22 protein-coding genes and 2 pseudogenes are annotated in these 26,684 nt (G+C 70.6%); 3 read left to right on the top strand and 21 right to left on the bottom strand.

Going from position 1 to position 26,684, the window contains the following annotated elements:
- Positions 1-30: 30 nt before the first annotated feature.
- The 3 genes from lysS to CFREN_RS11560 form a co-directional block, all read right to left on the bottom strand.
- Positions 31-1,581 (bottom strand): lysine--tRNA ligase, encoded by a 1,551-nt coding sequence (gene lysS / locus CFREN_RS11550; RefSeq protein WP_035124204.1) that lies wholly within the window; start codon positions 1,579-1,581, stop codon positions 31-33.
- A 4-nt stretch (positions 1,582-1,585) separates the two neighbouring features.
- Positions 1,586-2,704 (bottom strand): carbohydrate kinase family protein, encoded by a 1,119-nt coding sequence (locus CFREN_RS11555; protein WP_209651869.1) that lies wholly within the window; start codon positions 2,702-2,704, stop codon positions 1,586-1,588.
- A 115-nt stretch (positions 2,705-2,819) separates the two neighbouring features.
- On the bottom strand, positions 2,820-4,961 hold the full coding sequence (locus CFREN_RS11560) for a PhoX family protein (protein ID WP_070520567.1): 2,142 nt from the start codon (positions 4,959-4,961) through the stop codon (positions 2,820-2,822).
- 230 nt (positions 4,962-5,191) lie between these two features.
- Between CFREN_RS11560 and CFREN_RS11565 the strand changes: the two genes are divergently transcribed.
- Entirely contained in the window at positions 5,192-6,871 is a 1,680-nt protein-coding gene (locus CFREN_RS11565; RefSeq protein ID WP_209651867.1) for a dihydroxyacetone kinase subunit DhaK, read from the top strand.
- Between the two features lie 36 nt (positions 6,872-6,907).
- Here the strand turns inward: CFREN_RS11565 and CFREN_RS11570 are convergent, their stop codons facing one another.
- The 16 genes and pseudogenes from CFREN_RS11570 to CFREN_RS11645 all read right to left on the bottom strand — a co-directional run bounded on the left by CFREN_RS11570 (position 6,908) and on the right by CFREN_RS11645 (position 22,823).
- Entirely contained in the window at positions 6,908-7,147 is a 240-nt protein-coding gene (locus tag CFREN_RS11570) for a helix-turn-helix domain-containing protein (RefSeq protein WP_052054514.1), read from the bottom strand.
- Positions 7,147-7,863 carry a hypothetical protein gene (locus CFREN_RS11575; RefSeq protein ID WP_209651864.1) on the bottom strand — a complete coding sequence of 239 codons (717 nt, stop codon included), beginning with the start codon at positions 7,861-7,863 and terminating at the stop codon, positions 7,147-7,149. Before CFREN_RS11575 ends, CFREN_RS11570 begins: the two co-directional genes overlap by 1 nt.
- Before the next feature lie 505 nt (positions 7,864-8,368).
- Complete coding sequence (gene panD, locus CFREN_RS11580) at positions 8,369-8,794, bottom strand: aspartate 1-decarboxylase (RefSeq protein WP_035124213.1); 426 nt, start codon at positions 8,792-8,794, stop codon at positions 8,369-8,371.
- 347 nt (positions 8,795-9,141) lie between these two features.
- Positions 9,142-9,999 (bottom strand): annotated as a pseudogene (gene panC, locus CFREN_RS11585) (pantoate--beta-alanine ligase); the annotation flags it as partial.
- A 108-nt stretch (positions 10,000-10,107) separates the two neighbouring features.
- Complete coding sequence (locus CFREN_RS11590; protein WP_209651862.1) at positions 10,108-11,013, bottom strand: Rossmann-like and DUF2520 domain-containing protein; 906 nt, start codon at positions 11,011-11,013, stop codon at positions 10,108-10,110.
- A 7-nt stretch (positions 11,014-11,020) separates the two neighbouring features.
- On the bottom strand, positions 11,021-12,340 hold the full coding sequence (locus CFREN_RS11595; RefSeq protein WP_209651860.1) for a DUF6779 domain-containing protein: 1,320 nt from the start codon (positions 12,338-12,340) through the stop codon (positions 11,021-11,023).
- Positions 12,337-12,843, bottom strand: coding sequence for a DUF3180 domain-containing protein (locus CFREN_RS11600; protein WP_209654495.1), 507 nt, complete (start codon positions 12,841-12,843; stop codon positions 12,337-12,339). Before CFREN_RS11600 ends, CFREN_RS11595 begins: the two co-directional genes overlap by 4 nt.
- 5 nt (positions 12,844-12,848) lie before the next feature.
- Complete coding sequence (folK, locus tag CFREN_RS11605; protein WP_209651858.1) at positions 12,849-13,391, bottom strand: 2-amino-4-hydroxy-6-hydroxymethyldihydropteridine diphosphokinase; 543 nt, start codon at positions 13,389-13,391, stop codon at positions 12,849-12,851.
- Positions 13,388-13,774: a dihydroneopterin aldolase gene (gene folB, locus CFREN_RS11610; RefSeq protein ID WP_209651856.1), complete on the bottom strand. Its 387-nt coding sequence runs from the start codon at positions 13,772-13,774 to the stop codon at positions 13,388-13,390. Before folB ends, folK begins: the two co-directional genes overlap by 4 nt.
- A gap of 1 nt (position 13,775) precedes the next feature.
- Complete coding sequence (gene folP, locus CFREN_RS11615) at positions 13,776-14,744, bottom strand: dihydropteroate synthase (protein WP_483400419.1); 969 nt, start codon at positions 14,742-14,744, stop codon at positions 13,776-13,778.
- 5 nt (positions 14,745-14,749) lie between these two features.
- Positions 14,750-15,382, bottom strand: a complete 633-nt coding sequence (gene folE, locus CFREN_RS11620) for a GTP cyclohydrolase I FolE (RefSeq protein ID WP_083291660.1) — start codon at positions 15,380-15,382, stop codon at positions 14,750-14,752.
- Positions 15,379-18,009: an ATP-dependent zinc metalloprotease FtsH gene (ftsH, locus tag CFREN_RS11625; protein ID WP_083291658.1), complete on the bottom strand. Its 2,631-nt coding sequence runs from the start codon at positions 18,007-18,009 to the stop codon at positions 15,379-15,381. Before ftsH ends, folE begins: the two co-directional genes overlap by 4 nt.
- A 108-nt stretch (positions 18,010-18,117) precedes the next feature.
- Positions 18,118-18,702: a hypoxanthine phosphoribosyltransferase gene (gene hpt / locus CFREN_RS11630; RefSeq protein WP_070523321.1), complete on the bottom strand. Its 585-nt coding sequence runs from the start codon at positions 18,700-18,702 to the stop codon at positions 18,118-18,120.
- 147 nt (positions 18,703-18,849) lie between these two features.
- Positions 18,850-19,890, bottom strand: a pseudogene (gene tilS / locus CFREN_RS11635) (tRNA lysidine(34) synthetase TilS); the annotation flags it as partial.
- A 34-nt stretch (positions 19,891-19,924) separates the two neighbouring features.
- A complete protein-coding gene (locus CFREN_RS11640) occupies positions 19,925-21,202 on the bottom strand; it encodes an amidase family protein (RefSeq protein WP_209651852.1) in 1,278 nt (425 codons plus the stop codon).
- Between the two features lie 124 nt (positions 21,203-21,326).
- Positions 21,327-22,823 carry a D-alanyl-D-alanine carboxypeptidase/D-alanyl-D-alanine-endopeptidase gene (locus CFREN_RS11645; RefSeq protein ID WP_209651850.1) on the bottom strand — a complete coding sequence of 499 codons (1,497 nt, stop codon included), beginning with the start codon at positions 22,821-22,823 and terminating at the stop codon, positions 21,327-21,329.
- A 104-nt stretch (positions 22,824-22,927) separates the two neighbouring features.
- Here CFREN_RS11645 and CFREN_RS11650 point away from each other — a divergent pair, with 104 nt between their 5' ends.
- Both CFREN_RS11650 and CFREN_RS11655 read left to right on the top strand, forming a co-directional pair.
- On the top strand, positions 22,928-23,401 hold the full coding sequence (locus CFREN_RS11650; protein WP_070521532.1) for an inorganic diphosphatase: 474 nt from the start codon (positions 22,928-22,930) through the stop codon (positions 23,399-23,401).
- A gap of 237 nt (positions 23,402-23,638) precedes the next feature.
- The gene (locus tag CFREN_RS11655; RefSeq protein WP_070521535.1) at positions 23,639-24,109 is read left to right on the top strand and encodes a carboxymuconolactone decarboxylase family protein; all 471 of its coding nucleotides are present in this window, start codon (positions 23,639-23,641) and stop codon (positions 24,107-24,109) included.
- A gap of 3 nt (positions 24,110-24,112) precedes the next feature.
- On the opposite strand, the gene CFREN_RS11660 is transcribed toward CFREN_RS11655, so the two are convergent.
- Both CFREN_RS11660 and CFREN_RS11665 read right to left on the bottom strand, forming a co-directional pair.
- Positions 24,113-25,195 carry an ABC transporter ATP-binding protein gene (locus CFREN_RS11660; protein ID WP_209651848.1) on the bottom strand — a complete coding sequence of 361 codons (1,083 nt, stop codon included), beginning with the start codon at positions 25,193-25,195 and terminating at the stop codon, positions 24,113-24,115.
- 45 nt (positions 25,196-25,240) lie between these two features.
- Positions 25,241-26,569, bottom strand: a complete 1,329-nt coding sequence (locus tag CFREN_RS11665) for an ABC transporter substrate-binding protein (RefSeq protein WP_244979473.1) — start codon at positions 26,567-26,569, stop codon at positions 25,241-25,243.
- Positions 26,570-26,684 lie beyond the last annotated feature (115 nt).

The raw sequence follows: 26,684 nt of genomic DNA on the forward strand, positions 1-26,684 counted from the left end.
GCCGTCGTCAAGCGAATCCGTGCAGCGGACCTAGTTCTGCTCGGGCTTCACGATCGGGAACAGCACCGTCTCGCGGATGCCCAGGCCGGTGAAGGCCATGAGCAGGCGGTCGACGCCCATGCCCACGCCGGTCGTCGGCGGCATGCCCTGTTCCATGGCGTGGAGGAAGTCCTCGTCGAGGACCATCGCCTCATCGTCGCCGCCGGCGGCCAAGCGGGCCTGGTCCTCGAAGCGCTCCCGCTGGATCACCGGGTCGACCAGCTCGGAGTAGCCGGTGGCCAGCTCGAAGCCGCGGACGTACAGGTCCCACTTTTCGGTGACGCCCGGCTTGGAGCGGTGCTGGCGGGTCAGCGGGGAGGTCTCCACCGGGAAGTCGCGGACGAAGACCGGGCCGTCGAGCTGGTCCTCGCACAGCAGCTCCCAGATCTCCTCGACGAGCTTGCCGTGGCCCCACCCGGCGTTGGCGGGCACCTCGAGGCCGATGACGTCGGCGATGGCCGTGAGTTCCTCGACGGTCGAGTCGATGGTGACCTCCGGCTGGCCCGGGAACTTCCGGGCGAGGGCCTCGTTGAGGGAGGGATACATCTCCAGCTGCTTCCACTCGCCGCCGAAGTCGTACTCGGTGCCGTCGGCAAGCGTCACCGTCGTCGAGCCGAACACGGCGACGGCGATTTCCTGGATGATCTCCTGCACGGTGCGGGCGGAGTCGTCGTAGGTGCCGTAGGCGTCGTAGTACTCGAGCATGGCGAACTCCGGCGAGTGCGAGGAGTCGATGCCCTCGTTGCGGAAGTTGCGGTTGATCTCGAAGACCTTTTCCAGACCGCCGACGACGCAACGCTTGAGGTACAGCTCCGGCGCGATGCGCAGGTACAGGTCCAGGTCCAGCGCATTGGAGTGCGTGACGAACGGGCGGGCCGCGGCGCCGCCGTGCAGGGTCTGCAGCATCGGGGTCTCGACCTCCAGGAAGCCGCGGCGTTCCAGCGCGTGGCGCAGTTCGCGGATGACCTTCACGCGGGTGATGGCGTTGGCGCGGGCCTCCGGGCGCATGATCAGGTCGGTGTAGCGGTGTCGGACGCGCTGGTCCTCGCTCATGTCGGAGTGGGCGAACGGCAGGGGGCGCAGCGCCTTCGACGCCATGGTCCACTCGGTGGCCATGACGGACAGTTCGCCGCGGCGCGACGCGATGACGCGGCCGGTGATGATGACGAAGTCGCCCATGTCCACGTCGGCCTTCCAGGCGGCCAGCGCATCCTCGCCGACCTCCTTCAGGCTGAGCATGGCCTGCAGCTGGGTGCCGTCGCCCTCCTGCAGGGTGGCGAAGCACAGCTTGCCGGTGTTGCGCACGAAGATGACACGGCCGACGACGGTGACCACGTCCTGGGTCTCCTCGCCCGGCTCCAGGTGGCCCCACTGGTCGCGGACCTGCGCCAGCGTGTGGGTGCGCGGCACCTCGACCGGGTAGGCCTCGACGCCGGCGGCGAGCAGCTTGGCGCGCTTGTCGCGGCGGATGCGCAGCTGCTCGGGCAGGTCGGTGGCGGACTTCTGGTCCTGGTTGGCGGTGGTGTTCTTCGCGTCAGTCACGGTTTCACAGGGTAGCCCACCGCTTTACGACGGCCCATCCGGGCGCGCTGCACCCGTCGCCCCGGGGTGCGGCGGTCAACCCAATTCGGCCGCCGTCGGGGGGGGTCGCGCCCGGACGGGACACGGTGATCGCCGCCGCCCGGACCGCACGGTCGAGGATCGGGGCCCACTGTTCCGGGCCCCATGCGCGGACGACGTCGGCCGGCGACGCATCAGAGGGGGCGTCGTGGGAGGTGCGGTCGGCGGTGCGGTCGACGTCGTGCAGTCGGGCATCGATCTCGGCGACGATCGTGCCCATCACGGTGTCGCCCGCCCCGATCGTGTCGGCGACCTCCACCGTCGGCGCCGCCATCGTCGCCGCCCCGCCGGGGGTGAACGCCGTCGCGCCATCCGGGCCCTCCGTCAGCACCACCGCGCCGCCGAACTCCACGGCGATCTCCGAGCAGGCACGGTGGACGTCGAGGCCCGGGTCGTCGTAAAGCCACGCCAAATCCGCGTCGGAGAGTTTGAGCACCGTGACGTGCGGCAACCACGACCGGAACCGCTCCCGGTACCGGGCGGGGTCGGAGATGATGGCCGGGCGGACGTTCGGGTCGAGCGCGACGACGCGGCCGCGGTCTGCCTCACGGAACAGGATGGTCTCGTAGACCGACGCACCCGGCTCGAAAACCAGCGAACACGTGCCCAGGCACACCACGTCGGCGTCGATCGGCCCGGGGTCGGCGACCAGCCGGTCGGCCGAGCCCGCCCAGTGGAAGTCGTAGGTCGCCGACCCATCCGCGTCGATCTGCGTCACCGCCAGCGTCGTCGGTTCGCCGCCGCGCTGCACATGGGCGACGTCGACGCCCGCCCCTTTCAGTCGCTCCAGCCCGGCGCGGCCGTAGGCGTCGGTGGACACCCTCGACAGGAAGGCGACGTCCGCCCCCTGGCGGCCCGCCGCGATGGCGACGTTGAACGGACCGCCACCCAGGTGCGGGCGCAGATCGGGGCCCGCCGGCGCGGTGCCCGTCGCACCGGCCGCCTCCCCAGCCCCGGCGGCGCCGCTGTTTCTTCCGTCGCCACCCGGCCCCGTTCCCGCCACGGGCACCAGGTCGACCAACATTTCTCCGCCAACGACGATCATGGCCCCACCTTAGAGAAGGTGGGGCCATGAACGGGAGCTCATCGACGCGCGATCATCGTGGCGTCACGCCGGGTTCACGCAGCGTCACGCCGGGATGGCGCGCATCGGACGCCGTTTAGACGCCGATCTTGCCGCCGTCGGACTTGACCACCTGCACGACGGCCGGACGCGGCTGGGCGTCGCCGCCCTCGGGCCAGTGCGAGATCGGGTTGTCCGGGGTGGCGTCGTCGTCCTCGCCCGGGTGCTGGACGTTGACCATGACGCGGTTGCCCTCGACGATCGGGCCGCAGGTCTCGGCGCCGACCGGCACGGTGAGGAAGCACTTGACCTCGCCGCGACGCTCGCCCTCGACGGCGACGGCGTACAGGCCGTCGTTGGAGTCCAGGGCGTTGCCGTCGGTGGAGATCCACAGGTTGCCGTACTCGTCGAACGCCAGGTTGTCCGGGCAGGAGATCGGCGAGACCGACTCCTTGTCGAAGCCGCCGAAGTAGGAGTACGCCTCCTCCGGGTCACCGCAGACGAGCAGCAGGTTCCACTTGCCGGTGGTGCCGGCGTGGTCGTCCTCCATCTCCAGGACGAGACCGTTCTTGTTCTCGGTGACCGGGGCGACCTCGGTCGGGCCCTCGTAGGGACGGCCGGCGCCGTCGGTCTCCTGGTCGATCTTGTTGTCCTGGACGCCCTCGTGGCCGCCCTCGGCCATGCCGCGGTACTTGTTGTTCGTCAGCGCGGCGTAGACCTTGCCGGTCACCGGCGACGCCTCGACGTCCTCCGGGCGGTCCATGCGGGTGGCACCGACCTTGTCGCCGGCCAGGCGGGTGTAGATGCAGACCTCGGCGGCGTCCATGCCGTCGACGTGGGACTCGCCGGAGCCGTCGGCCTTTGCGGTCATCAGCGGGATCCACTCGATCTCGCCGTCGAACTCGCCGTCCTCGGGCAGCTCGCCGGAGCCGTCGATCTCGTCCTCCGGGGAGTTGCCGTGGAACTTGGCCACGTACAGGGTGCCCTCGTTGAGGATGCCCATGTTGTGCTCGAGGTCGCCCTCCTTGACCTTGCGCGAGGAGACGAACTTGTAGATGTACTCGAAGCGCTCATCGTCGCCCATGTAGCAGACCACGGTGCCGTCGTCGGTGACGTGGATCTGGCCGGCCTCGTGCTTGAAGCGGCCCAGAGCGGTGTGCTTGACCGGGGTGGACTTCGGGTCGGACGGGTCGATCTCGACGATCCAGTAGAAGCGGTGCGGCTCGTTCGGCTCCTTGGAGACGTCGAAACGATCGTGGTACTTCTCCCAGCCACGGTCGGACAACTCGTTCTTCAGGGAGTAACGGGAGTACTTGTCCAGCAGGTCCTCGTCATCGACCTTGTCGACGCCACCGAAGTACTGGTCGACGTTCTCCTCGCCGGAGAGCATCGTGCCCCACGGGGTGATGCCGCCGGAGCAGTTGTTGAAGGTGCCGATGACCTTCTTGCCGGTCGGGTCCTCCTTGGTCTTGAGCAGATCATGACCGGCGGCGGGGCCGGTGACGGTGAACTCGGTGAAGCCGGTGATGCGGCGGTTGAGCTCGTGGCCCTTGATCGGCTTGAGGAAGCCCTTGTCGTCCTCCTCGACTGCCAGCACGGTGTGGCCGTGGGCGGCGATGCCGATGTTGACCTGCTCCTCGGTGGTCTTCTCGACGTCCCAGTCGCGGAACATCATCGGCTCGGTGGTGTACTCGTGCGAGCAGACGTAGACGAGGGTGCCGTCGGCGGCCTCGAGGACGCCGGCGAAGTCGTTGTTGAAGCCGAACTGCTTCTTCTGGGCCTCGGCGGTCTGCTTGTCGAAGTCCCACTCGGGGGCGCCGTCCTCGACTGCGTCGCCCCAGGCGATGAGCACGTTCTGCTCGTAGCCCTCGGGGACGACGACCTCGTCCTTCTCGTTGGGCTCGACGACCGGGAAGCGCATGCCCTCGAGAGACTCGCCGCCGCCGTTGCCGTTGTCGCCATTGCCGCCGCCGTTGCCGGTCGCACCGCCGTTGCCATCGTCGGAGGTGCAGGCGGCCAGCAGGGACGCGCCGCCGAAGGCGACGGTCGCGGCACCGCCGGCCTTGAGGGCCTGGCGGCGGCTGTAGGCGCGCTTGGCGACGTCCGCGAAGTACTCGTTGGTCGAGAACTCGTTGGGGGCGTCGTCACGGCAGGCGTTGCCGCACTTGTACGTGCAGGTCAGGGAACTACGGGACGACGCGAACGGATTCTTCAGCAGGTTCTTGCGGGTCAGCGCCACTGCGCACCTCATTCATTTCTCGGCTGGATTCATGGGGTGGGCCCCGCCGCCAAAGGAGGTACGGCAGGACCCGGGCACCGGGTACGTTAGGGGCGGCGGGTGGCGCTGCGGTGAGTCGAAGGTGACGCCGAAGTTAACGCTCGGTGATGATTCGCATCGACGGGAACTGCCACCGTCGGCCCTTCCGCCGAACCCTCGATTGACCGGCGATTCACCAGTACCGTCGTGGCATGGGTGCATTCTTCGACGACGCAACGACTCCGTACCGACTGGGCCTGGCCGGAATGGTCGCCGGTCGCTCCGACATCGCCTGGCGCGACCGGGGATTTCTCGAACTGACCGACCGCGATGGCGGCGTCGCCGTCATTTCGGGCGGCGGCTCCGGGCACGAACCGCTCCACGCCGGTTTCCTTGGCAAGGGCATGTTGCACGCCGTGTGTCCGGGGCACATCTTCACGTCGCCGAATGCGCGGCAGATCCTCGAGGCCACCCGCGCCGTCGACGATGGCTCGGGCGTCGTCCACGTGGTGAAGAACTACACGGGCGACGTCATGAACTTCGGCGTCGCCGCCGCGCTCGCCGCGGAAGAGGGCATTCGGGTGGAGACCGTGCTCGTCGGCGACGACGTGGCGACCGATCTCGACGACGACGGCGAAAGTGACGGAGACAACGGCAACGGAGGCGGAGCCGACTCCGACGACGGCTCCGGCGGCTCCGGCGGCCCCGGCCGTCGCGGGACGGGGGCGACGATCCTGGTGCAGAAGGCCTGCGGGGCCGCCGCGGCACGGGGCGCGGACGTCGAGGTCGTCGCCGATGTCGGCCGCAACGTCGCCCGGCGCGCCCGGTCGATCGCGATGTCGTTGGGCGGTGCCCGCACGCCCGGTTCGGAGGAGTCGTTTTCCCTGGAGGACGATGAAGCCGAGTTCGGCGTCGGCATCCACGGGGAACGGGGCGTCGACCGGCGCAAGCGGATCGACGTCGCCGACGCGGTGGCCGAGATGATCGCCGAGATCCACGAGGCCGCGGGCTCCCCCGATCGCGTGCTGGTCCTGGTCAATGGGCTTGGCGGCATCGCCGGCCTGGAGCTCTCGGCGATCCTCGCCCTGGCCTGCGGCGAGTTGGAGGAGCGGGGCGCGGTCGTCGAGCGGACGATGTGCGGCGACTACATCACCGCCTGGGACATGGCGGGGTTCTCGCTGACGGTGCTCGGCGTCGACGATGATCTCCTCGACCTGCTCGATGCCCCGACGGACGCACCGGCATGGGATGCGCCGGTGCCGTATGCGGGCGTGCCCGAGATTTCCGAGGCCGCGCTCGAGGAGTTGCCCGCCGCCGATTCGGGCCCGCGGCAGCCGGAGTTGTCGGCGTGGATCGAGCGGGTGCTGGACGCCTTCGACGAGTTGACGGCGTTGGACCGGAAGGCCGGCGACGGTGATTTCGGGGTGAACATGCGCGAGGCGCTCGGCGCCTTCGACCTGCCGTTGCGAGGCACCGTCAGCGAGGTGCTCCACGCGGTGGGCGAGTCGTACCTGGTGCGGGCCGGCGGCACGTCCGGGGCGGTGTTCGGGTTGTTCTTCGAGAAGATGGGCGCCAAGGCTGGCGACGCCGAGTCGTTCGCCGACGTCGATGTCGCGGCCGTCGTTCGCGCAGGCCTCGATGCGATCGTGGAGTTGGGTGGCGCGAAGGTCGGCGACGGCACCGTCGTCGACGCCATCGAACCGGCCGTGTTGGCTCTGGAGGACGGTGCGACCGCGGCGGAGGCCGCGTCGGCGGCGGTCGAGGGCGCGGAGGCCACGGCCGATCAGGTGGCGGGCAAGGGCCGCGCCAGCTACGTCGGCGAGGCCGCCAAGGGAGTCATCGACCCGGGCGCGCTGATCATGGGCTGGTTCTTCGAGGAACTCGCCCGCTAGCCGGAGTCCCGGCCGGATTCGCCTGCGGTTCGTGCTTTACGACGGCTCGACGGTGAACAGGTCGCCCGGGGAACACGACAAGGCGTCGCAAAGCAACGTCAACGTGGAAAACCGGACGGCCTTGGCACGGTCGTTCTTCATCACCGACAGGTTCACGGTGCTGATGCCGACCATGTCGGACAACGCCCGCAGCGTCAGCCCCCGCTCCTCGAGCAGACGGTCGAGGTGACAGCGGACGCGATGCCCGTCGGGGGCGGGAGATTCGGGCGGGACCATCAGACCAGACCCTCCGTGTCGCGCTCGAGGACGCTGGCGCGGCGAATGGCGACGCCGACCAGCGACAGCGTCATCACCAGCACATACAGGACGATGAAGTCGTTCGTGTCGAGCGCCGGAATGCTCATCCACGGCCGCCCCAGATCGCGCAGCACCATGTTGCCGCCGAGCATGCCCACGAAACCGGGCACGAACATGTAGAACAGCAGCGCCCACGACATCGCCGCCACCCACCTGTAGGAACCCAGCGTGAAGAAGTCGCCGCGCAGGAAATTCCGCGTCAGCCCCGCCCCGCAGAGCACCACGACCAACAGCGCCGCGACGGCCAGCCAGTGGGCGGTCCACAGGAAGTTGGCGGCGCCGTCGGAGATGAGATCGCGGGCGACGGCGCGACCGTTGTCGACCGCAGCATCGCCGGCGACGCGTCCGACCTTGCCCGGCACTCCTTCCCCGCGAGTGAACGGGCGCAGCGCGTAGCCGAGCAGGAGAAGCAGCGCCAAGCCCAGCGCGAAGGCAGTGGCGTAGATGTCCCGGCGATCGCCGCGCGGCGACCTCGCCTTCGGGTAGCGGCGCTCGCGAGGTTCGCGGTCGCCGCCATCCATGTCGCGGCGCGGGTCGGGTCGCGGACCACGGCGGCCGCCGGAGTGCGGATCGGGGCTCGGGCCGGGTCGCGAATCAGGGTGTCGGCGTCGGGATTCGTCGTTCCAGGCGGACATTGTGGCCTCCTCTGACCTTGAGGTGAGAGTATCGAATATCGATACCCTATCGACATTCGTTACCCTAGCGGCCATCGTCGAGGAGCGCAACGATTTTCGTTACGTTTTTCCGAATCGCCCTTCCCCGACACCACCCCGACGCCTCCCCTTCTCCCAACCCTTCCCGGCCAGTCCCCTAAAACCCCGCGAATCCCCGCGAACCCCCGCGAATCCCCCAAACCACGGGGTCCAAAACACGGGGTCACCACCGCCCCCGTGGTTTAGGGCCGAAAAACGACCGACCCCGCAGTTTGGACCCCGTGGTTTGGAAAGCTCGCGGCCGACCCCGCAGTTTGGACCCCGTGGTGTGCGGATACGGCGGCGGGCGGGCGGGCGGCCGGGAACGACGAAACCCGCCGTCCACGGCGGGGCGGCGGGACGGCGGGCGTCGTCAAGCAAAAACGGAAAAACCACCGGCGACCGCAACCACCCGGAACCACCCGGGCCGCCGGTCATCGACCCTCGACTACCCCGAAAACTCGTCGGGCTTGCGGGGATCCCACAGGCCGGAACCGACCGGCACGTTAGCGGGATCATCGCCCTCGGTGACGATGCGGTTGTTCTCGTCGACGAAGATGACGTGCGGCTTCCGCGACCGCGCCTCCTCGTCGGTCATCATGCCGTAGCCGATGATGATCACCAGGTCACCCGGCGAAATCAGTCGCGCGGCGGCACCGTTGATCGAAATGATCCCCGAGCCGCGCTCACCGGTGATGCAGTACGTGGTCAGGCGATTGCCGTTGTCGATGTCGACGATGTCGACCTGCTCGCCCTCGAGCAGATCGGCCGCCTCCATCAGGTCGGCGTCGATCGTGCAGGAACCGACGTAATGCAGATCGGCCTGCGTCACGGTGGCGCGGTGGATCTTGGACTTCAGCATCGTGCGGAACATCAGCGGCCTCCCTCGGTCGCAGTGCCGGATCCGGTGACGTCGGAATCGGCGGGGTTGGAATCGGCGGATTCGGATTCGGGGCGGGCGGTCGCGGCGCCGTCGCCCTCCGAAGCCGGACGACGCACCGTACCACCCTCGGCACCGTCGGCGCGAGAATCCGCTCCCCCCGCGGCGAATCCGGCGTCGCGCAGACCGTCGCGGGCTTCGCGGGCCTCCCGCTCGGCGCGGACCTCGTCGACGCGGGCCTTGAGCTTCTTCAGCTCGGCCATCTCCTCGTCGGTCAGCGGCTGGTCGTCGAGGCCGGCGGCCGACAGCGCGGCCTGGGCGATCTCGCGCTCCCGCATGTCGCCGAGCACCACGCCGACGTTGTCGATCAGTCGAGTCGCCCCGACCTTCGCCGCCACGAGCAACCGCGCCTCTCCTTCCTCGGGCGCGGGGCCCAGGCCGGCGCCGCGCAGCTCGAGGTAATCGACGTCGACCTCGGGACGCTCGGCGAGCACGGCCCGCGCGGTCGACAACACCGCCTCGGCACCGTGGTCGCCCACGTGCGCGCCGGCGATCAGCGCCGCCGACAGGGTCACGGCCAGCTCGCGTTCCTCCTCGGAGAGGTAGCGGTTGCGGGAGCTCATGGCCAGGCCGTCGGTCTCGCGGATGACGGGCACGCCGTGCAGCTGCACCGGCATGTTCAGGTCGGTGACCATCTGCTGCATCAGCGCCAGCTGCTGGTAGTCCTTTTCGCCGAAGACGGCGTCGGTGCAGTTGGTGATGTTGAACAGTTTGTTGACCACGGTCAGCGCGCCGGCGAAGTGTCCGGGGCGGGTGGCCCCTTCGAGTTCGTCGGCGAGCGGGCCGGGCTGGACGGTGGTGCGGAACCCGTTGGGGTACATCTCGCGCGCGGTGGGGGCGAAGACGAGTTCGCAGCCGATGGCCTTGAGCTTGGCCACGTCGTCGTCGAGGGTGCGCGGGTAGGCGTCGAAGTCTTCGCCTTCGCCGAATTGCAGGGGGTTGACGAAGATGGACACGACGACGACTGCGCGCGGCAGCGATTGTGCGGCGCGGACGAGTTCGAGGTGGCCTTCGTGCAGGGCGCCCATGGTGGGCACGAGCACGACGGGTCGCCCGGTTTTGCGCATGGCGCGCGTGACCTGCGAGATGCCCGCGATGGTGTCGTGGACGGTGATGTCTCCGGCGGTGTAGCCGCTCACGTTTCCTCCGAAAATGCGCGAACGCCCGTCTGACGTTCGTGGTGCGTCCCCCCGAGGGGTCCCGGGGGAAACTCCCGATAGACGGTAGTCCCCCGGCCGCAGTCGATCCTAGTCGGCCCCGGTGGGCCGGTCGTCCAGTTCGCGCAGGAGGTGGGTGGATCCCTTCATTTCGGCGATGCGTCGGGCCAGTGCGCGGTAGGCGGGGGTTGCGCGGGGCAGTTCGTCGTCGATGACGTTGAGGTGCTTTACGACGGTGCCGGCGTCGTCGCGGGCCGCCGGCCCGGTCAGTGCCCGCGGGCCCCACTTCAGTGCGTTGTCCAGCGAGGCTTCCAGCAGCGGCCCGAGGAGGGCGGCCGCCTGGTCGCGGGCGGCGCCGGGCGAGTGCGTGGCCGACGGGTCGCCGCCGTCGGAGATGGCGCGGGCGAGGAGGTCGACGGCGTCGGCGACGACGGCGCCGAGGTGGTTGGAGCCGTGGGCCATGGCCGCGTGGTACAGCGGGCGGCGGCTTTCCGGGATGGGGATGGCGCGGCCGCCGATTTCGGAGATGAGCAGTTCGGCGACGGTGCGGGACAGTTCGTCGCCGACGGTGACGCCCCACGGGCAGCCGGTGAGCCGGTCGGTGTCGTCGGGCACGCCGGCGAAGGTCATGGCCGGGTGGGCGGCGATGGTCAGCGCACCGGTCAGGGCGATGGGGTCGAGGACGGCGCGGCCGCGGGAGCCGGCGACGTGGACGACGATGCGCCCGGCCCCGACGTGCGGCACGATCTGCTCGACGACGTCGGGCAGTTCGGGGTCGGGCACGGCCAGGATGATGAGTTCGGCGTCGCGGGCGGCGGAGACGACGTCGGTGATGCGGGCCTGGGGCAGGCGCAGCGCAGCGCGGGCGCGGGAGGCGTCCGATCGGGCGACGGCGGCGGTGACGGCGTGGCCGGCGCGGGCGAGCGCTTCGCCCACGGCGGTGCCGACCGCCCCGGCGGAAATGACGGCGACGGTGAGTCGGGGGGCTCCCGGCACTGGTGGTCTACTCCCCGGCTTCCCGGCGCTCGCGCATCTGGGCGAGCAGCTCGGCGACGGTCAGGCCGCCTTCGTGGTCCTCGGCGCGACGGCGGCCGCGGCGACCGGACGGGGCCGCGTCGGCGGGAGCGTCGGACTGCTCGCCCTGCGGGGCCGACTCGGGCTGCGGGGCCGGTTCGGCCTGCTCTGCCTGCTCGGCGTGCGTGCCCCAGGCAGCGCGATCATCGCGCGCGGCATGGGCGGCGTAGGTGCCCGGCTCGGTGATCTTCGGAGCGTCGGCGGTCGCGGCGTCGGAATCGGCCTGCTCGTCCTCGACGCGCGGCAGCACGGCCGTCGGGCGGGACTCGGCGGCGTCGGGAGCGTCCGGGGTCTCCGGGGCTTCGTGGGCGCCATGAGCACCGGGGGCGGGGCGGAACTGGCTCTTGGTCTCGGCCTTCTCCTCCGACTCGGTCTGCCACGGCACGGCCTTGAAGGAACCGGTGTTGAAGCCGCCGCCGAAGGTGTGGCCGGGCACGCCGTTGTCCACGACGGGCACGTCGACCGGCTCGCGGCCGTCCTCTTCGCGGGACTCGAAGGCCTCCTTTTCGTCCCACTCCTCGGGCACGCCGGGCACCGACGGGCCATGCGGACCGTGGTTGGTGTGGGAACCGACCGAACCGTTGGCGGTGGCTTCGGCGCGGTGGGCGGTGGCGCGCGGCTTCGGGCGCTGGTGCGACTCGGGATCCTTCAACGGCGACGACGACGGCGCGTCGAGCTCGCGGAGGCGTTCGGCGCGGGCGCGCAGGGCGATGCGTTCCTCGTCGAGGTCGGCGCCGAGCAGTTCGGCGAGATGCTCGCGCAGCGCGACGATCTCGGCGCGCAGCTGGGCGATGGTGTCGTCCGACTTCGCGTCGAGGGAGTCGAGGTAGTTCTGCTCGAGGATGAGCTCCTGCTCGCGGTGCGTGGCCAGCTCGCGGTCGAGCTCCAGGCTGTGCATGACCTCCAGGTCGGCGATGCGCTCGCGTTCGGCGGCGAGCTGGCGGCGGTAGCGGGTGACCAGCAGGGCGCCGATGACCGCGGCCCACAGGCCGGCCAGCACGGCGATCTTCATCCAGCCGGTGGAGTCGGTGAACAGCATCACGACGCTGGCGATGACGGCCAGCGCGATGAGCGCCACCATCATCCCCGTGGCCACCTTGTCGGTGGTGTCACCGTCGCCGGCCGCGACGGGGCGGTCGGCGGAGGCGGTCCCGTCGGAGTTGTCGCCCCACTCCTCGACGCGCCCCGAGTCGGCCACGTCCGAGTGCTGCCCGTTTCGGTCCACGTCGAAATCCTCCGGTTGAGTCATGTCCCCCAGCCTACCGACGGCGGAACGGGTTCCCCTCCCGACGCGGCGGGCGGGTCGTCATCCGGGGGAACCTGGCACGATCGTTCGAGCCACAATCCGCCGGCCGCGAGGGCCACGCCGCTCACGGTGCCCACCACCAGGACGGGGCCGTCTTCGGCGGCGGCGGCCAACTCCGCCCAGCGGGGAATCGCCCACACGAGCGCACCGGCGTACAACCCCGTGAGCACGGCGCCGAGCCACGCCGACGCGGTGCCGACGATCAGCCACCTCGCCATGACCAGGGGCTGGATCTGGCTGGAGTCCTGGCCGACGCGGCCGTCGTCGAGCGCGAAGCGGATCCGGCGGGCGGCGGCGACGCACGTCACGGCGAGCACCCACGGAAACAGCAGGTCCCACCAGCTGCGCGGGCCGATGTCGCCGTGGAACCGCCCGTAGAGCAGGTATCCGGCCAGCGCGAACACCAGCGCGGCGACCAGCAGCGACGCCGGCGGCGTCGGCTTCATCTGGTTCACGGCCCCCACCCCCGCGGGTCGCGGCGCACGGCGGCGACGTCGTCGGCATCGAGCTTTGCGACGAGGTCCGCCACCGCCTCCCCGCCCAACCTGGCTCCGGGATCGGCGTCCAACCACGGGACCAAAACGAAGGCCCGATCCCTGGCATGGGGGTGCGGCAGGGTCAAAACCGGGTCGGCGGAGACGATCTCGCCGTCAACGACCTCCCGGTCGGGCGCCGGGGAGGCCGGGGCGTCGTCAAGCGGGACGACCTGGACCACGTCGACGTCCAACGTGCGCGGACCCCACCGCACCTCCCGGACGCGGCCCGCCGCATTTTCCAGCGACTGGCCGAAACGCAGGAGCTCCAGGGGCGTGCGGTCGGTCTCGACGATGAGGACGGCGTTGAGGAAGTCGCCCTGCTCGACGCCTCCCCACGGGGGCGTGGAATACACGGCGGAACGGGCGACGGTGACGTCGGCGAAGGCGTCGGCCACCGAGCGCAGCGCCGCCCGGGCATCGCCCAGGTTCGCGCCGATCGACAGCACCGCCCGAATCATCGACGCGTCTTCCTCGACCGGCGCGCCGTCACCGCGACGTCGCCGAACTCCAGCGGAATCGGCGCCTGCGGTTTGTGCACGGTCACCTCGACCGCGTGCAGCAGGAGCGCCCCGTCATCGTCGGCGGCGAAGATCTTCTCCGCGATCTCGACGGCCACCGTCTCGATGAGATCGCGCGGCGGCCCGGCGATGACGTCGTGCGCGATCCGGGCGACGGCGCCGTAATCGACGGTGGCGGCCAGATCATCGCCGGCTGCGGCGGCGGAAAAATCGAGCCACAGGGTCACGTCGCAGATGAAGTCCTGGCCATCGCGCTTCTCATGGTCGAAGACGCCGTGGTTTCCGCGGACCTTCAGGCCGGTCAGTTCGATGCGGTCGGCCATCTCAGCGCCCCTCCCCCTGCACCATCGGCTTGTTGCCGCCGCCGACCGGGTAATCGCCGTCGGCGGTGACGCCCGCGGGCGCACGACCGGCGGTCCAGGCGGCGGCGACGTGGACGGCGTCGCGGCTGGCGGCGGCCTCGTGGACGCGCACGGCCCACGCCCCGGCGGCCGCGGCCAAGGCGGAGATCGCCGCGGTGGCGTCGTCGGCGTCGCGCGGCGGACGCGGCCGGCCATCGACGACGGTGGCGGTGAACCGCTTGCGGCTCGCACCGACCAGCACGGGCAGACCGTCGGCGACGAGGTCGGGCAGCGCGTGCAGCAGCGCCCAGTTGTCGTCGGCGTTTTTGGCGAAGCCCAGGCCGGGGTCGACGATGATCCGCTCGGTCGGGATGCCCGCCGCCACCGCCCGATCGGCGAGGCGGCGCAGGTGGTCGCGGACCTCGGGGACGATGCCGCCGGCCGACGGCTCCGCGCGCCCCGACGCCGATCCGAAACGGTCGGTGCGCCAGTGCATCAGGCACACCGGCACCTCGCCGGCGGCGCAGACGTCGAGGATCCGGGGGTCGGCGAGACCACCGGAGACGTCGTTGATGAGCGCCGCACCGGCCTCGATGGCGGCATCGGCGACGGAGGCGCGCATGGTGTCGACGCTGACCGGGATCCCGGCGGCGGCGAGCTCGCGGACGACGGGCACGACGCGGCCGAGTTCCTCCTCGGCGGCGACGCGCACCGCACCGGGGCGGGTGGATTCGCCGCCGACGTCGATGAGGTCGGCGCCGTCGGCCAGCAGCCGGTTGGCGTGGGCGACGGCGACGGCCGGGTCGTTCCACATCCCGCCGTCGGAGAAGCTGTCCTCGGTGACGTTGACGATGCCCATCACCAGGCAGCGGTCGCGCTCCGGCAGGGTCGGGTGGCCGGGTCGAGCGGGCTGTGCGAGCTGAGTGGGCTGTGCGGGCTGAGTGGACGCCATCGCGATCAGCGCCCCGTGATCAACGACATCGCCTCGGCGCGGGACCGGGCGTCGGACTTGAACCCGCCGCGCACGGCCGAGGTTATGGTCGTGGCGCCGGGCTTGCGGATGCCCCGCATGGCCATGCACAGGTGCTCGCATTCGATGACGACGATCGCCGACGTCGGCTGCAGCTTTTCGACGAGCGCGTCGGCGACCTGCCCGGTCAGGCGTTCCTGAACCTGGGGGCGCTTGGCGTACAGGTCCACCAGGCGGGCGAGCTTGGACAGGCCGGTGACGCGGCCCTCGGGGCCGGGGATGTAGCCGATGTGGGCCTTGCCGAAGAACGGCACCAGGTGGTGCTCGCACGTCGAGTAGATCGGGATGTCCTTGACCAGGACCAGCTCCTGGTGGCCCTCGTCGAAGGTCTTCTCCAGGACCTCGGACGGGTCGACGTGGAGCCCGGCGAAGACCTCGCGGTAGGCGCGGGCCACGCGGGCCGGGGTTTCCCGCAGACCTTCGCGGTCGGGATCCTCGCCGACGGCCAGCAACAGCTCGCGGACGGCCGCTTCGGCGCGGGCCCGGTCGAACGTGCCGGAGTCGGCGTGGTCGGCGGCGATGTCCGGGTGGACCTCATCGTCGCGGTGGTCGTAATTCATCGCGGGTCCTCCATTCCGCTGGTGCCCGCATCGGGGGTCTCGTCGGGGCGCGGCGGCGTCGGTTCGGAGCCGTCCGTGGCTCGGTGCCGGCCGCCACCGGAACCGGGCTCGGGGATGCGTCGCGTCGGCTCGGAGTCGGCGCCGAGCGGGCGGCCCTCCGGCGCCTCGTCGCGCGTGTCCGGGGTTTCCCGGTGCTCCGGCTGCTCGTGGTCGGGCAGGCGGAAACCGCGCGGCTCGTCGGCCTGCCCCGGGTTCTCCCACCCGGACGGTGCCGGGTAGTTCGCCGTTCCCGGATGCCCGCCGGGCGTTTTGTTCCAGCCCTGCTGGCCAGACTGGCTCCAGGGTCCCTGCTGGCCCGGCTGTCCCGGCTGGCCCTGTTGACCGGGCTGGCCCGGCTGTCCCTGCGGCCCGAACGAACCGGGACGGCCGTAGGGGGCCTGCGGACCACGCGGGCCGTTGGCCGGCGGCGGCCACCCGGGCACGGTCCAATCGGCCGGCGGCGGGGTGCCGCCGTAAACCGGCACGGAGGGTCGGCCGGTCTGACCCGGCAGCCCCTTCGGGCCACCCGGTGCGGCGGGGTTGCCCGGACCGGCGGCACCGTCGCCGTCTCCGGCACCCTCACCGGCACCCGACGGGCCGTCCTGACGGCGCGGGCGAACCGGCGCGAAGATGTTCTCGCGGCGCGGCGGCTCTTCGCCGCGCTCGATGGCCAACTCGACCGGAGTCTTCACCGGCTCGCGGCCGTCGCGCGGGTGACGCTGATCGGTGTCCAGGAAATCCAGGCGCTCCCGGATGCGGACGTCGGTGAACATCGCCTCCAGGTCCGGACGGCGCAGGGTCTCCTTCTCCAGCAGCTTCTCGGCGAGCAGGTCGAGGGTGTCGCGGTTTTCCCTGAGAATGTCGTACGCCTCGTCGTGCGCCTTCGAGATGAGCCCCCGCACCTCCTCGTCGATCTTCGCCGCCACCGCGGGCGAGTAGTCCAGGGTCCCGGAGCCGCCGCGACCGACGAACGGGTCGCCAGCCTCCTCGCCGTATTTCACCGGGCCCAGCGACGCGGTCATGCCGTACTCGGTCACCATCGCCCGGGCGATCTTCGTCGCCTGCTCGATGTCGGCCGACGCGCCCGTCGTCGGCAAGCCGAAGACCAATTCCTCGGCGGCACGGCCGCCCATCGCGAACACCAGGCGCGCGAACAGCTCGGGCAGGTTGTACATGCCCTTGTCGTCCTCGGGCACCGTCATCGCGTGACCGCCGGTGCGGCCGCGGGCGAGGATGGTCACCTTGTACACGCGCTCGATGTCCTTCAACGCCCACGCGGCCAGGGTGTGGCCGCCCTCGTGGTACGCCGTGACCTTCTTCTCCTGCTCGGAAATGACCTTCGACGTGCGGCGCGGGCCGCCGACGACGCGGTCGACCGCCTCCTCCAGCGCATCGGCGGTGATGATGTCGCCGTTGACGCGGGCGGTGAGCAGCGCCGCCTCGTTGAGCACGTTCTGCAGATCGGCGCCCGACATGCCCGCGGTGCGCTTGGCCAGCGACTCCAGATCGGCGTCGGGGCCCAGCGGCTTGTTGCGGGCGTGGACCTCGAGGATCGCCTTGCGGCCGGCCAGGTCGGGGGCGCCGACGGGAATCTGACGGTCGAAACGGCCCGGACGCAGCAGAGCCGGGTCGAGGATGTCCGGACGGTTCGTCGCCGCCATGATGATGACGCTGGAGCGGTCCGAGAACCCGTCCATCTCGACGAGCAGCTGGTTGAGGGTCTGCTCGCGCTCGTCGTGGCCGCCGCCCATGCCGGCGCCGCGCTGGCGGCCGACCGCGTCGATCTCGTCGATGAAGATGATGCAGGGGCTGTTTTCCTTGGCCTGGTTGAACAGGTCGCGCACGCGCGACGCGCCGACGCCGACGAACATCTCCACGAAGTCGGAGCCGGAGATCGTGTAAAACGGCACGCCCGCCTCGCCCGCCACCGCACGGGCCAGCAGGGTCTTGCCGGTGCCGGGCGGGCCGAACAGCAGCACGCCGCGCGGGATCTTCGCGCCCAGCGCCTCGTAGCGGGCGGGGTTCTGCAGGAAGTCGCGGATCTCGTCGAGTTCCTGCACCGCCTCGTCGGCGCCGGCGACGTCGTCGAACGTGTTGGTCGGCTCCTCCTTGTTCAGCAGCTTCGCCTTGGAGTTGCCGAACCCGAACATGCCGCCGCGGCCGCCCTGCATGCGGCTGAACAGCCACATGATCAGGACGAAGAAGATCAGCATCGGCAGCAGGAACCCGAGCGTGGACATCAGGAACGAGTCCTGGGTGACCTTCGTCGTGTACTTGTCCATGCCCTCGGCGCCGGAGACCTTCTCGAAGATCCGGTCGGAGGCCCGCGCCGGGTAGTTGGTCATGACCTCCTTGACGTCCTCGGTCTCCTCGACCTCGATGCCCTCCTTCAGCGTCAGGCGCAACCGCTGCTCGCGGTCGTCGATCTGCGCTTCGGCGACGTTGCCTGCGTCGATCTGCTGCAAGGCGATCGACGTGTCGACCTCGCGGAACGACCGCGTGTCATCGGTGAGGGTGGTCACCGCGAAGATGAGGAGGAGGAAGATGCCGACGATGCCGGCGGTCCGGAAGACCTTGTTCTTGTCCATTGAGGGGCGTGGCCTTGGCTTTCTCGGGTTCGGGGGCCGTGTGCGACGCGACCGCCGCGGCGGGGTGCCGCGGCGGGTTCGTCGTGAAGCGGTGTTCTGGCTCTGGTTCTAGCTCTGGTAGACGCGCGGATGCAGCGTGCCGACGTACGGGAGGTCGCGGTAGCGCTCGGCGTAATCCAGGCCGTAGCCGATGACGAACTCGTTGGGAATGTCGAAGCCGATGTCGGCGATGTCGAGCTTCGCCCGCAGGGCGTCGGGCTTGCGCAGCAGGGTGATGACCTCCAGGGACCGCGGGTTGCGGTTGCGCAAGTTCTTCACCAGCCACGACAGGGTCAGGCCGGAGTCGATGATGTCCTCCAGGATGATGACGTCGCGACCCTCAATGTCGCGGTCGAGGTCCTTGAGGATGCGCACGACGCCGGACGACGACGCGGAGTTGCCGTAGGACGACACCGCCATGAACTCCATCTGGGTCGGGCATTTCAGCTCGCGGGCGAAGTCCGTCATGAAGAACACGGCGCCCTTGAGCACGCCCACGAGGATGAGGTCCTCCTCGGCGTCGGCGTGGGTTTCGTTGACGCGGGCGGCCATCTCGGCGATGCGCGCGCGCAGTTCGGTCTCGGAGATCAGGATGGCTTCGACGTCGTCCCCGTACGGGTTGTCGGGAACGTTGAAGTCCTTGACGTCATGCATGCGGTCGTCCTTTCCGCGCTGGCGCGCCGGCGGTTGCTGCCCGGGATCCCTGCTCCGATCGTGCGGGGATCCCTGCGTGGTTGGGGCGGGGCCGGTGCAACCCCGCGACACTGCCAGAGTGCCACCTTTTCGGTGCACCTCCAACCTGCATCCCGGCTGATCGGGGGTTTCCGCCGGGGGCAGGGCGACGCCGCCGCGGCCTCGGTGGTCGCCGACGAGCCGGTCCAGCGCCCGGACGTGGGCGGTGGTCAGGGCCGATGCGCCGTTGGCTTCGGCCCATTTTTTCAGGATGCGGGTGCGCACGGCGTCGGGTTGCGTGACGACGACGCCGACGTCCAGGTCGACCGCCGTGCCGTCGGGGCCGCCGTGGCCCGCCTGCGCCAACGCATCGTCGGCGAGGGAGTCGAGGACGGCCGAATCGGCGCGGACGAGGTCTGCGGTGCGCGCGAGGTTGGCGGCCACGCCCGGACCGAGAAGCTCCTCCAACATGGGCAGGGCGGTGCGGCGGGCGCGGACGCGAGCGTGGCGGGGGTCGTCGTTGTGCGGGTCGTGCCACGGCTCGAGGCCGAGTTCGTCGCAGGCGGCTTCGGTGTCGGCGCGGCGCAGGGCCAGCAACGGGCGGAGCACCCGGACGCCGTCGTCCCACGTGCGGTCGGGCGCCATGCCGGACAGGGCGGAGGGGCCGGCGCCGCGGGCGAGGCCGAGCAGCACCGTCTCCGCCTGATCGTCGAGGGTGTGGGCCAACAGCAGCGGGGCGTCCGCCCGGTGGGCGACGGCGTGGAGCGCGGCGTGGCGGGCGGTGCGGGCGGCGGCCTCCGGCCCCTGCCCCGCCCCGTCGGTGCCGCCGGGCACGTCGACGCGGACGACGTCGGCGGTTGCGCCGAACCCCCGCGCCGTCTCCGCCGCGCGGCGGGCGACGTCGGCCGAACCTTCCTGCAGCCCGTGATCGACGACGACCGCGTGCACCGACTCCGCGCCGATCCCCGCCCCCAGCGCCTCCGCAGCGCACGCCGCCGTCAGGGCCAGGGAATCCGCCCCTCCGGACAACCCCACCACCACCCGGGGCACCCGGGTGTCGCCGAAGCGCGGACCGTCGTCACGCACGAGCCCGCCGAACACTGGCCGCACGGCCCGCCGGACCCGCAGAAACGCGGGACTGCGGCGGGGCCAGAACGGGGCGGCGGTCATGCGGTCAGGCTACCGGGCACGTCGCGCGGACCGACTACGCGCCGCCGCCGACGACCCCACCCGCCGCGATGCGGTCCATCGCCGTGAGCAGCACGCGCTCCTGCGTCATGCGGGCGACCACCTGCACCGGCACGCCCGTCACCGGCTCGACGACGACGCCGGCCGGGAAGCCCAGCAGGTTCCACACGGACACGAAGGGCGCGAACCGCATGTTGGCGAGCATGTTCGCCGACCACGGGCGCGAGTTCCACGGGCCGGTCGACGGCGGCTCGGTGGCCAGCGCCGGGGTGATCAGGACGTTGTCGCCCGGCAGGAACTTCTCCATCTTCGACCGGGCCCGCACCACCTGGCGGTCGGAGATCGACCAGCGCAGCGATCGGCCGATGCGCGCGTGGACGCGGTTGCGCCACTCCAGGTGGTCGGGCATGCCCTCGTCGGCCAGCGAATCGGCCACGCCGGCCGACCAGCGGGCGAGCATCGGCAGCGGGTTGAGCGGGTACGGCGCCTTGGCCTTGCGCACGGGGAAACCGGCGTCGCCGAGGGTCTTCGCCGCCTGGCGCGCCGCCTCCTTCCATTCCTCGCGCGCCCCGAAACCGGCCACCGGCGACGACAGGTCCAGCATCGCGCCGAAGTTCTCCGGCAACGGGGCGCCGACGGCGTCGACGTGACCGAGAGTCAGCTCCCGCATGAGCAGCGTCAGGTCGTCGTTGTCCTGCGCGATGACGCCCTGCACCGCCATGCCGTACCAGTCGTTGCGTCCGTTGCGACCCGGGACGATGCCGGGCGTCGACTTGATGGTGGACAGGTTGCACGCCGCCGCGGGGATGCGCAGCGATCCCATGCCGTCGTTGCCCTGGGCGAAGGGCACCATGCCCGCCGCCACCGCCGCCGCGGCACCTCCCGAGGACCCGCCGGGCGAGAGCCCCGGGCGGACCGGGTTGCGGGTGATGCGGCCCGGCGCGTCGGTGGTGCCCCACGTGCAGAACTGCGGGTTGGCGGTGGTGCCCACCGGGATCGCGCCCGCCTGCACCAGGCGCTGGACCACGTCGTTGTCGCGGGCGGTGTTGTCCTTCAGGGCGAAGGGCACGCCGGCCAGGCCCAGGTCGGCGAGGTCCGGGCGGGCGGCCAGTTCGCGGGCCTCGGAGATCGCCCGGTCGGCCCACACCTCCGTGAAGGCGTTGACCGCCCCGTCGACGGCGGCGATCCGATCGAGGGATTCGCGCACGGCCTCCTCCGGGGTCATCCGCCCGGCGCGCACGCGGGCGGCGATGTCCCGGGCGGTGGGCTGGGGCAGCGGCTGGATGTCGTCCATCGTCTCTCCTGGGTGTCGGTGTTTGGGCCCACCGTAGACCAGTTCGTTTCACTCACGATTGCTTTTCGACGGATACGTGGAGCGCCAGATGCGCGAAAACGCGAGCGGTCGGGAGGTGACGGGGTCAGGCGATGTCGTGGAGGCCCGTCGCCGCGGCGTCGGCGGCGGCGCGGGCGGGCAGCAGCGACGCCTCGTTGGAGAGCAGGACGAACGTCAGCACGACGCCGCCCTGCGTCACCGTGTACCCGGCCAGCGCGGAGGTGCCGTCGAGCGTGCCCGTTTTGGCGCGAACCCAGCCGGCGCCGTCGGAGCCGGAGTATCGCTCGGCGAGGGTGCCGGAGACGCCGCCGACCGGCAGCGCGTCGAGCAGCGGGCGCAGCTTCGCGGTGAGCTCGTCCGCATCGTCCGCTCCATCACCTTCGGCCGCTCCGGTCCCTTCGACCCCGTCGATTCCCGGGTGCCGGCCGGTAGCGGCGAGCAGCACCCGATCGAGCTGCGCGGGGGTGACGCGGTTGTCCACGCTCAGGCCGCTGGAGTCGGCGAGGTTCGCGGCACTGGAACCGGTGTTTTCCAACGCCAGCCCATGCTCGGCCAGGACGTCGGCGACTGCCTTCGCCGCGCCGGCGAAATCGGGGGTCAGGCCACGCGAGACGGCCACCTCGCGGGCCAGCGATTCGGCCAGGACGTTGTCGGAACGGGTCATCATCTGGTGCACCCGCTCGGACAACGGGGCGGACTCGACCTCGGCGAGCACCTCGGGTTCGCCGCCGAACCTCGACTGCGCGGTCTCCTCCGGCGCCAGCACCTCGACGTTCGCCACCCCCATGGCGGTCGCGAGGGCCTGACCGGCGCCCGCGGCGGGCTCCGGGGTGCGGCGCGCATCCTCGCGGTCGAGCGACAGTCGGGCACCGTCGACCATCACCGGCTCAACCGGCGCGATGTACCCGTCCTCGATGCCGTCGCGCTCCCACGTGGAATGGAAGGTGTCGCGGAACAGCGAACGATCGACGTAGACGGTGGACGCGCCCGCATCCTGCGGCACCGGCTGCCCCTCGGCGACGCCCAGCGAGGCGCGGACCTCCTCGGCGATCTCGGCGATCGACGCGGCCCCCGGATAGAAACCCGCGCCGTCGACGCTCAGCGTCGGATCCCCCGCACCGACCAACACCACCCCGTTCTGCTCCGGGTAACGCACCACCCGGGTGGCCACGGTCTTGTCGTGGTCGAGCTCCAGCAGCGCCGCCGCGGCGGTCAGGATCTTCAGCGACGACGCAGGCCGCGACGGCTCCGCCGACCCCTGCTCCCACAGCACGTCGCCCGTCCGCGCCGACGACACGACCGCCGTCAACCGCCCCAGCGCCGGGTCCTTCGCGGCGGCGTCCATCACGGCCGCCACCTGCGCCGCCAACTCCGACTCGTCGGCGATCGGCTCCCCCGACGAACCGTCGTCAAGCTCCTGCGACGCGCCCGCCGCCCGCAACGGAGCCTGCACGCCCGGGACCTGCGGAGCCTCCGCCACCGTCACCCGATTCGCATTGACCGCCATGCCCGCCACCACGATCACGCACACCACGACGGCGAACGCGGCGATGGACAACATCCACCCGACGGTACGGCTCACGGGGCTCCTCCGGAGGTATGGGCAACGGCAACGACTAAGATGGATCCACTGTAGGCGCCCGCGCCGGCGCATCGCACGACACCACACCAGAGGAGCAGTCCACAATGACCATCGAGGTCACCATCGAGATCCCGAAGGGCCAGCGCAACAAGTACGAAGTCGACCACGAGACCGGCAAGGTCTACCTCGACCGCTACCTGTTCACCCCCATGGCCTACCCGGCCGACTACGGCTACATCGAGGACACCCTCGGCGAGGACGGCGATCCGCTGGACGCGCTGGTCGTGCTGCCGGAGCCGGTGTTCCCCGGCGTCATCGTCAAGGCCCGCCCGGTCGGCGTGTTCAAGATGACCGACGAGGCCGGCGGCGACGACAAGCTGCTCTGCGTCCTCGACGACCCGCGCTTCGACCACTTCCAGGACCTCGGCGACATCTCCCAGTTCACCCTCGACGAGATCGAGCACTTCTTCGTGCACTACAAGGATCTCGAGCCGGGCAAGGAGGTCTCCGGCTCCGGTTGGGGCGACAAGGCCGAGGCCCAGCGCATCCTCGACGAGGCCATCGAGCGCCACAAGTAGGCGTCTCCCCGGGGCTTGCCGTCCTGAGGGACCGGCCTCGGGATCACCCGCCGCATTCCATCGCGAATGCGGCGGGTTTCGCCGTTTTCGGGCGGGGGTATCCGGGCCGGGGGCGGCGCACCCCCGGGGAAATAATGCCCCGGGGGGTATGATTGACGCAGTCGAAGGCGGCGCACCCGGAACCCGCGCCGCCCCACTCACCACTCCCCGCTCCCCCACTCCCGAAAGGACCACGCGATGAGCGACACCACCATGGACCGACTCCCCCTCGGCGACGTTTTCAAGGAGGCTTGGAAGGCCCAGGCAGCCCAGACCCAGGCGATCTGGAAGAAGGCCGAGGAACTCGGCGTCGGCCGCGACCTCATCGAATTGGTCTACGTCCGCGCGTCGCAGATCAACGGCTGCGCGTTCTGCCTGGACGTCCACGTCCGCGAAGGCCTCAAGGCCGGCCTGAGCACCCTGAAGCTGTCGGTCACCCCGGCGTGGCGCGAGGCCGGCGCGGTGTACGACGACGTCGAGCGCGCCGCCCTGACCATCGCCGAAACCGCCACCGACCCGGTCGCCGCGCACGACAACGTCGAAGAGTACGACGCCGCCCGCGCGGTGCTGGGCGACGACAAGGCCGCGTTGCTGGCCTGGGCCGCGATCTGCATCAACGGCTGGAACCGCATGCACGCCCTGAGCCGCACGCCGGTCGAGGGCGCGTAGCGGTCAGTCGCTGATCCGCTCGCCGGACTCCCCGTCGAACAGGTAGATCCGGCGGGCGTCCGGCACCACGCGCAGCCCGTCGCCCGCAGCGACGCCGTGACCGCGGTCGCGACGCACGGCGATCTTCTCGCCGCCCTTGCCGACGCCGTGGACGATCGACTCCGCGCCGAGCTCCTCGACCTGGGTGACGTCGATGGTCACGCACTGGTCGGCGGGATGCGTCCCATCCGCGTCGACCGCCACGTCTTCCGGACGGAAGCCCACGGTGACGCGGCGGCCGTCGTCCTGCCGCGCCCCCAAGGGCACGACGGCGCCGCCGTCGAGAACCACGACGTCGTCGCGGACCACGCCCGGCAGCAGATTCATCGACGGCGATCCCATGAACCCCGCGACGAAGGCGTTGACCGGCCGGTCGTACAGCACCGCGGGAGTGTCCACCTGCTGCAGGACGCCGTCGAGCAGCACGGCGACGCGGTCTCCCATCGTCATCGCCTCGACCTGGTCATGCGTGACGTAGACGGTGGTGGTGCCCAGGCGCCGCTGGAGGGCCGAAATTTCGCCGCGGGTTTCCACCCGCAACTTCGCGTCGAGGTTGGACAGCGGCTCATCCATGCAGAACACCGCGGGTTCGCGGACGATCGCACGTCCCATCGCCACGCGCTGACGCTGGCCGCCCGACAGTGCCGCGGGCTTGCGGTCCAGGAGATTCTCCAGCTGGAGGATGCGGGCGGCTTCCTTCACGCGCTGCTCGATCTCCGCCTTGGGCACCTTCTGATTCCGCAGCGCGAATCCCATGTTCTTCGCGACCGTCATGTTGGGGTACAGCGCGTAATTCTGGAAGACCATGGCGACGTCGCGGTCCTGGGGGCGAACGTCGGTCGCGTCGAGCCCGCCGATGTGGATGCTGCCGCGGTCGACGGGTTCGAGCCCCGCCAGCATCCGCAGGGACGTCGACTTGCCGCAGCCCGACGGTCCGACCAGCACCAGGAACTCGCCGTCGGCGATGTCCAGGTTCAGGGAATCGACGGCGGGCTTGCCGTCCTTGGCGTAAATGCGCGTGGCTCCGTCGAAGATGACGCCCGCCATGTTTCCTCCTCGTTGTCTTCTCTTGTCGCCGAAATACCCGCCGAACTACAGGTGCGGCTCGATGTCGCGCTCGTAGGCGGTGGTCAGCTCCTCCTCGAGCGACGACAGGGTCGGCTCGATGGCGGCGCCGGTGAGCAGGATGGTCTCCAGCGCGTCGCCGATCTTGCGGTCGCCGTTCGGGATGAACACGCGGGCGTTGTCCTGCGGTCGGGTCTGCGGCAGCTGCTCGACGGCGGTGCGGAAGTTCGGGTTTTCGTCCATGAACTTCTTCTGCTCCGGGTCATCGACGGCGTCCTTGCGCACCGGCATGTAGCCGACGTTGCGGGACCAGTACGCGGTGTTTTCGGTGTTGGTGATGAAGTCGATGAACTTCGCCGCGTTGTTCTGGCGCTCCTCGGAGATGCCGGCGGGGATGGCCAGGCCGGCACCGCCGGTCGGGCAGCCGCCGTCGCCGTTGGGGTTGGGCAGGAAGGCGGTGCCGACCTCGAAGTCGGCGGTGTCGTTGATGCCGGCCAGGTCGCCGGTGGAGGCGACGATCGAGCCGAGCAGGCCGGTGCCGAATTCGTTGGCGAGGTCGTTGGACACGGTCGCCCAGCCGTCGTCGACGGTGGACTTGAGCCACTCGACGGCGGCGATGGTCTCGGGGCTGGTCAGCTTCATGTCCCAGCCGTCGGAGTAGGCGCCGCCCTTCGTCCACAGCGGGCCGGAGAAGGTCCAGGACAGGTAGTCGACGGCGTTGCCCCAGCCGTGGGCGCGTTCGCGGCCGGACAGCTTCTTCTGCAGGGTCTTGCCCCACTCGGTCATCTCGTCCCAGGACTCGGGGCCGCGGTCGGGCAGGCCGGCTTCCTTCCACAGGTCCTTGTTGTAGTAGAACAGCGGCGTCGATCGGGCGAACGGCATGGCGAAGTGCCCGTCGTTGAGCGCGTAGTCCTCGTAGAGGCTGTCGACGTAGGTGGAGGTGTCCACGCCGGCGCGCTCGGCGACCTCGTCGATGTTGGCGATCTGGCCGTTGAGGGCGAAGTTGAACCACCAGACGTCGGACAGGACGACGACGTCGGGCAGGTCGGTGCCGGACAGGGCGGCGTTGAACTTCTGGCCGAGTTCCTCGTAGTTCTTGCCGCCGTCGACGAGGCGGACCTTGAGGTCGGGGTTTTCCTTCTCGAAGCGGGCGATGAGCTCCTCTTCGATGGCCTTCGAGCTGGCCGGGTGGTTGGACCACCAGACGATGGTGTTCGGGTCCCCCTCTGCACCACCGTCGCCGCCGCCGGTGCCGGCGCATGCGGTGAGGGCGGCGCCCGCGCCGGTCAGGCCCAGCAGCGCGAGGAAGGTGCGGCGGTTCATGCCGTTCGGGGTGCGGTTGATGCGGTCGTTCATCGTGGTTCCTTTCGGGGCGACGTCCGGGAGGCGTCGTCGTCAAGCAAAGTGGTGCGGGGTTTTCGAGGTTTTCGGGCTTTGCGACGCCCGCGTGGGCGGGGCAGGACCCGGGAAG

It is taken from the genome of Corynebacterium freneyi (genome assembly GCF_030408835.1).
Lineage (GTDB): Bacteria > Actinomycetota > Actinomycetes > Mycobacteriales > Mycobacteriaceae > Corynebacterium > Corynebacterium freneyi.

Excerpts from the sequence above, each read along its gene's own strand:
- CFREN_RS11655 (WP_070521535.1), top strand. The coding sequence starts at position 23,639 with ATGAGCGACACCACCATGGACCGACTCCCCCTCGGCGACGTTTTCAAG.
- CFREN_RS11640 (WP_209651852.1), bottom strand. The coding sequence starts at position 21,202 with ATGGACGACATCCAGCCGCTGCCCCAGCCCACCGCCCGGGACATCGCC.
- CFREN_RS11660 (WP_209651848.1), bottom strand. The coding sequence starts at position 25,195 with ATGGCGGGCGTCATCTTCGACGGAGCCACGCGCATTTACGCCAAGGAC.
- panD (WP_035124213.1), bottom strand. The coding sequence starts at position 8,794 with ATGTTCCGCACGATGCTGAAGTCCAAGATCCACCGCGCCACCGTGACG.
- folK (WP_209651858.1), bottom strand. The coding sequence starts at position 13,391 with ATGATTCGGGCGGTGCTGTCGATCGGCGCGAACCTGGGCGATGCCCGG.
- CFREN_RS11555 (WP_209651869.1), bottom strand. The coding sequence starts at position 2,704 with ATGATCGTCGTTGGCGGAGAAATGTTGGTCGACCTGGTGCCCGTGGCG.
- folP (WP_483400419.1), bottom strand. The coding sequence starts at position 14,744 with ATGGCGTCCACTCAGCCCGCACAGCCCACTCAGCTCGCACAGCCCGCT.
- CFREN_RS11650 (WP_070521532.1), top strand. The coding sequence starts at position 22,928 with ATGACCATCGAGGTCACCATCGAGATCCCGAAGGGCCAGCGCAACAAG.
- CFREN_RS11600 (WP_209654495.1), bottom strand. The coding sequence starts at position 12,843 with ATGAAGCCGACGCCGCCGGCGTCGCTGCTGGTCGCCGCGCTGGTGTTC.
- hpt (WP_070523321.1), bottom strand. The coding sequence starts at position 18,702 with ATGCATGACGTCAAGGACTTCAACGTTCCCGACAACCCGTACGGGGAC.
- ftsH (WP_083291658.1), bottom strand. The coding sequence starts at position 18,009 with ATGGACAAGAACAAGGTCTTCCGGACCGCCGGCATCGTCGGCATCTTC.
- CFREN_RS11665 (WP_244979473.1), bottom strand. The coding sequence starts at position 26,569 with ATGAACGACCGCATCAACCGCACCCCGAACGGCATGAACCGCCGCACC.
- CFREN_RS11570 (WP_052054514.1), bottom strand. The coding sequence starts at position 7,147 with ATGGTCCCGCCCGAATCTCCCGCCCCCGACGGGCATCGCGTCCGCTGT.
- CFREN_RS11595 (WP_209651860.1), bottom strand. The coding sequence starts at position 12,340 with ATGACTCAACCGGAGGATTTCGACGTGGACCGAAACGGGCAGCACTCG.
- CFREN_RS11565 (WP_209651867.1), top strand. The coding sequence starts at position 5,192 with ATGGGTGCATTCTTCGACGACGCAACGACTCCGTACCGACTGGGCCTG.
- CFREN_RS11575 (WP_209651864.1), bottom strand. The coding sequence starts at position 7,863 with ATGTCCGCCTGGAACGACGAATCCCGACGCCGACACCCTGATTCGCGA.
- folB (WP_209651856.1), bottom strand. The coding sequence starts at position 13,774 with ATGGCCGACCGCATCGAACTGACCGGCCTGAAGGTCCGCGGAAACCAC.
- folE (WP_083291660.1), bottom strand. The coding sequence starts at position 15,382 with ATGAATTACGACCACCGCGACGATGAGGTCCACCCGGACATCGCCGCC.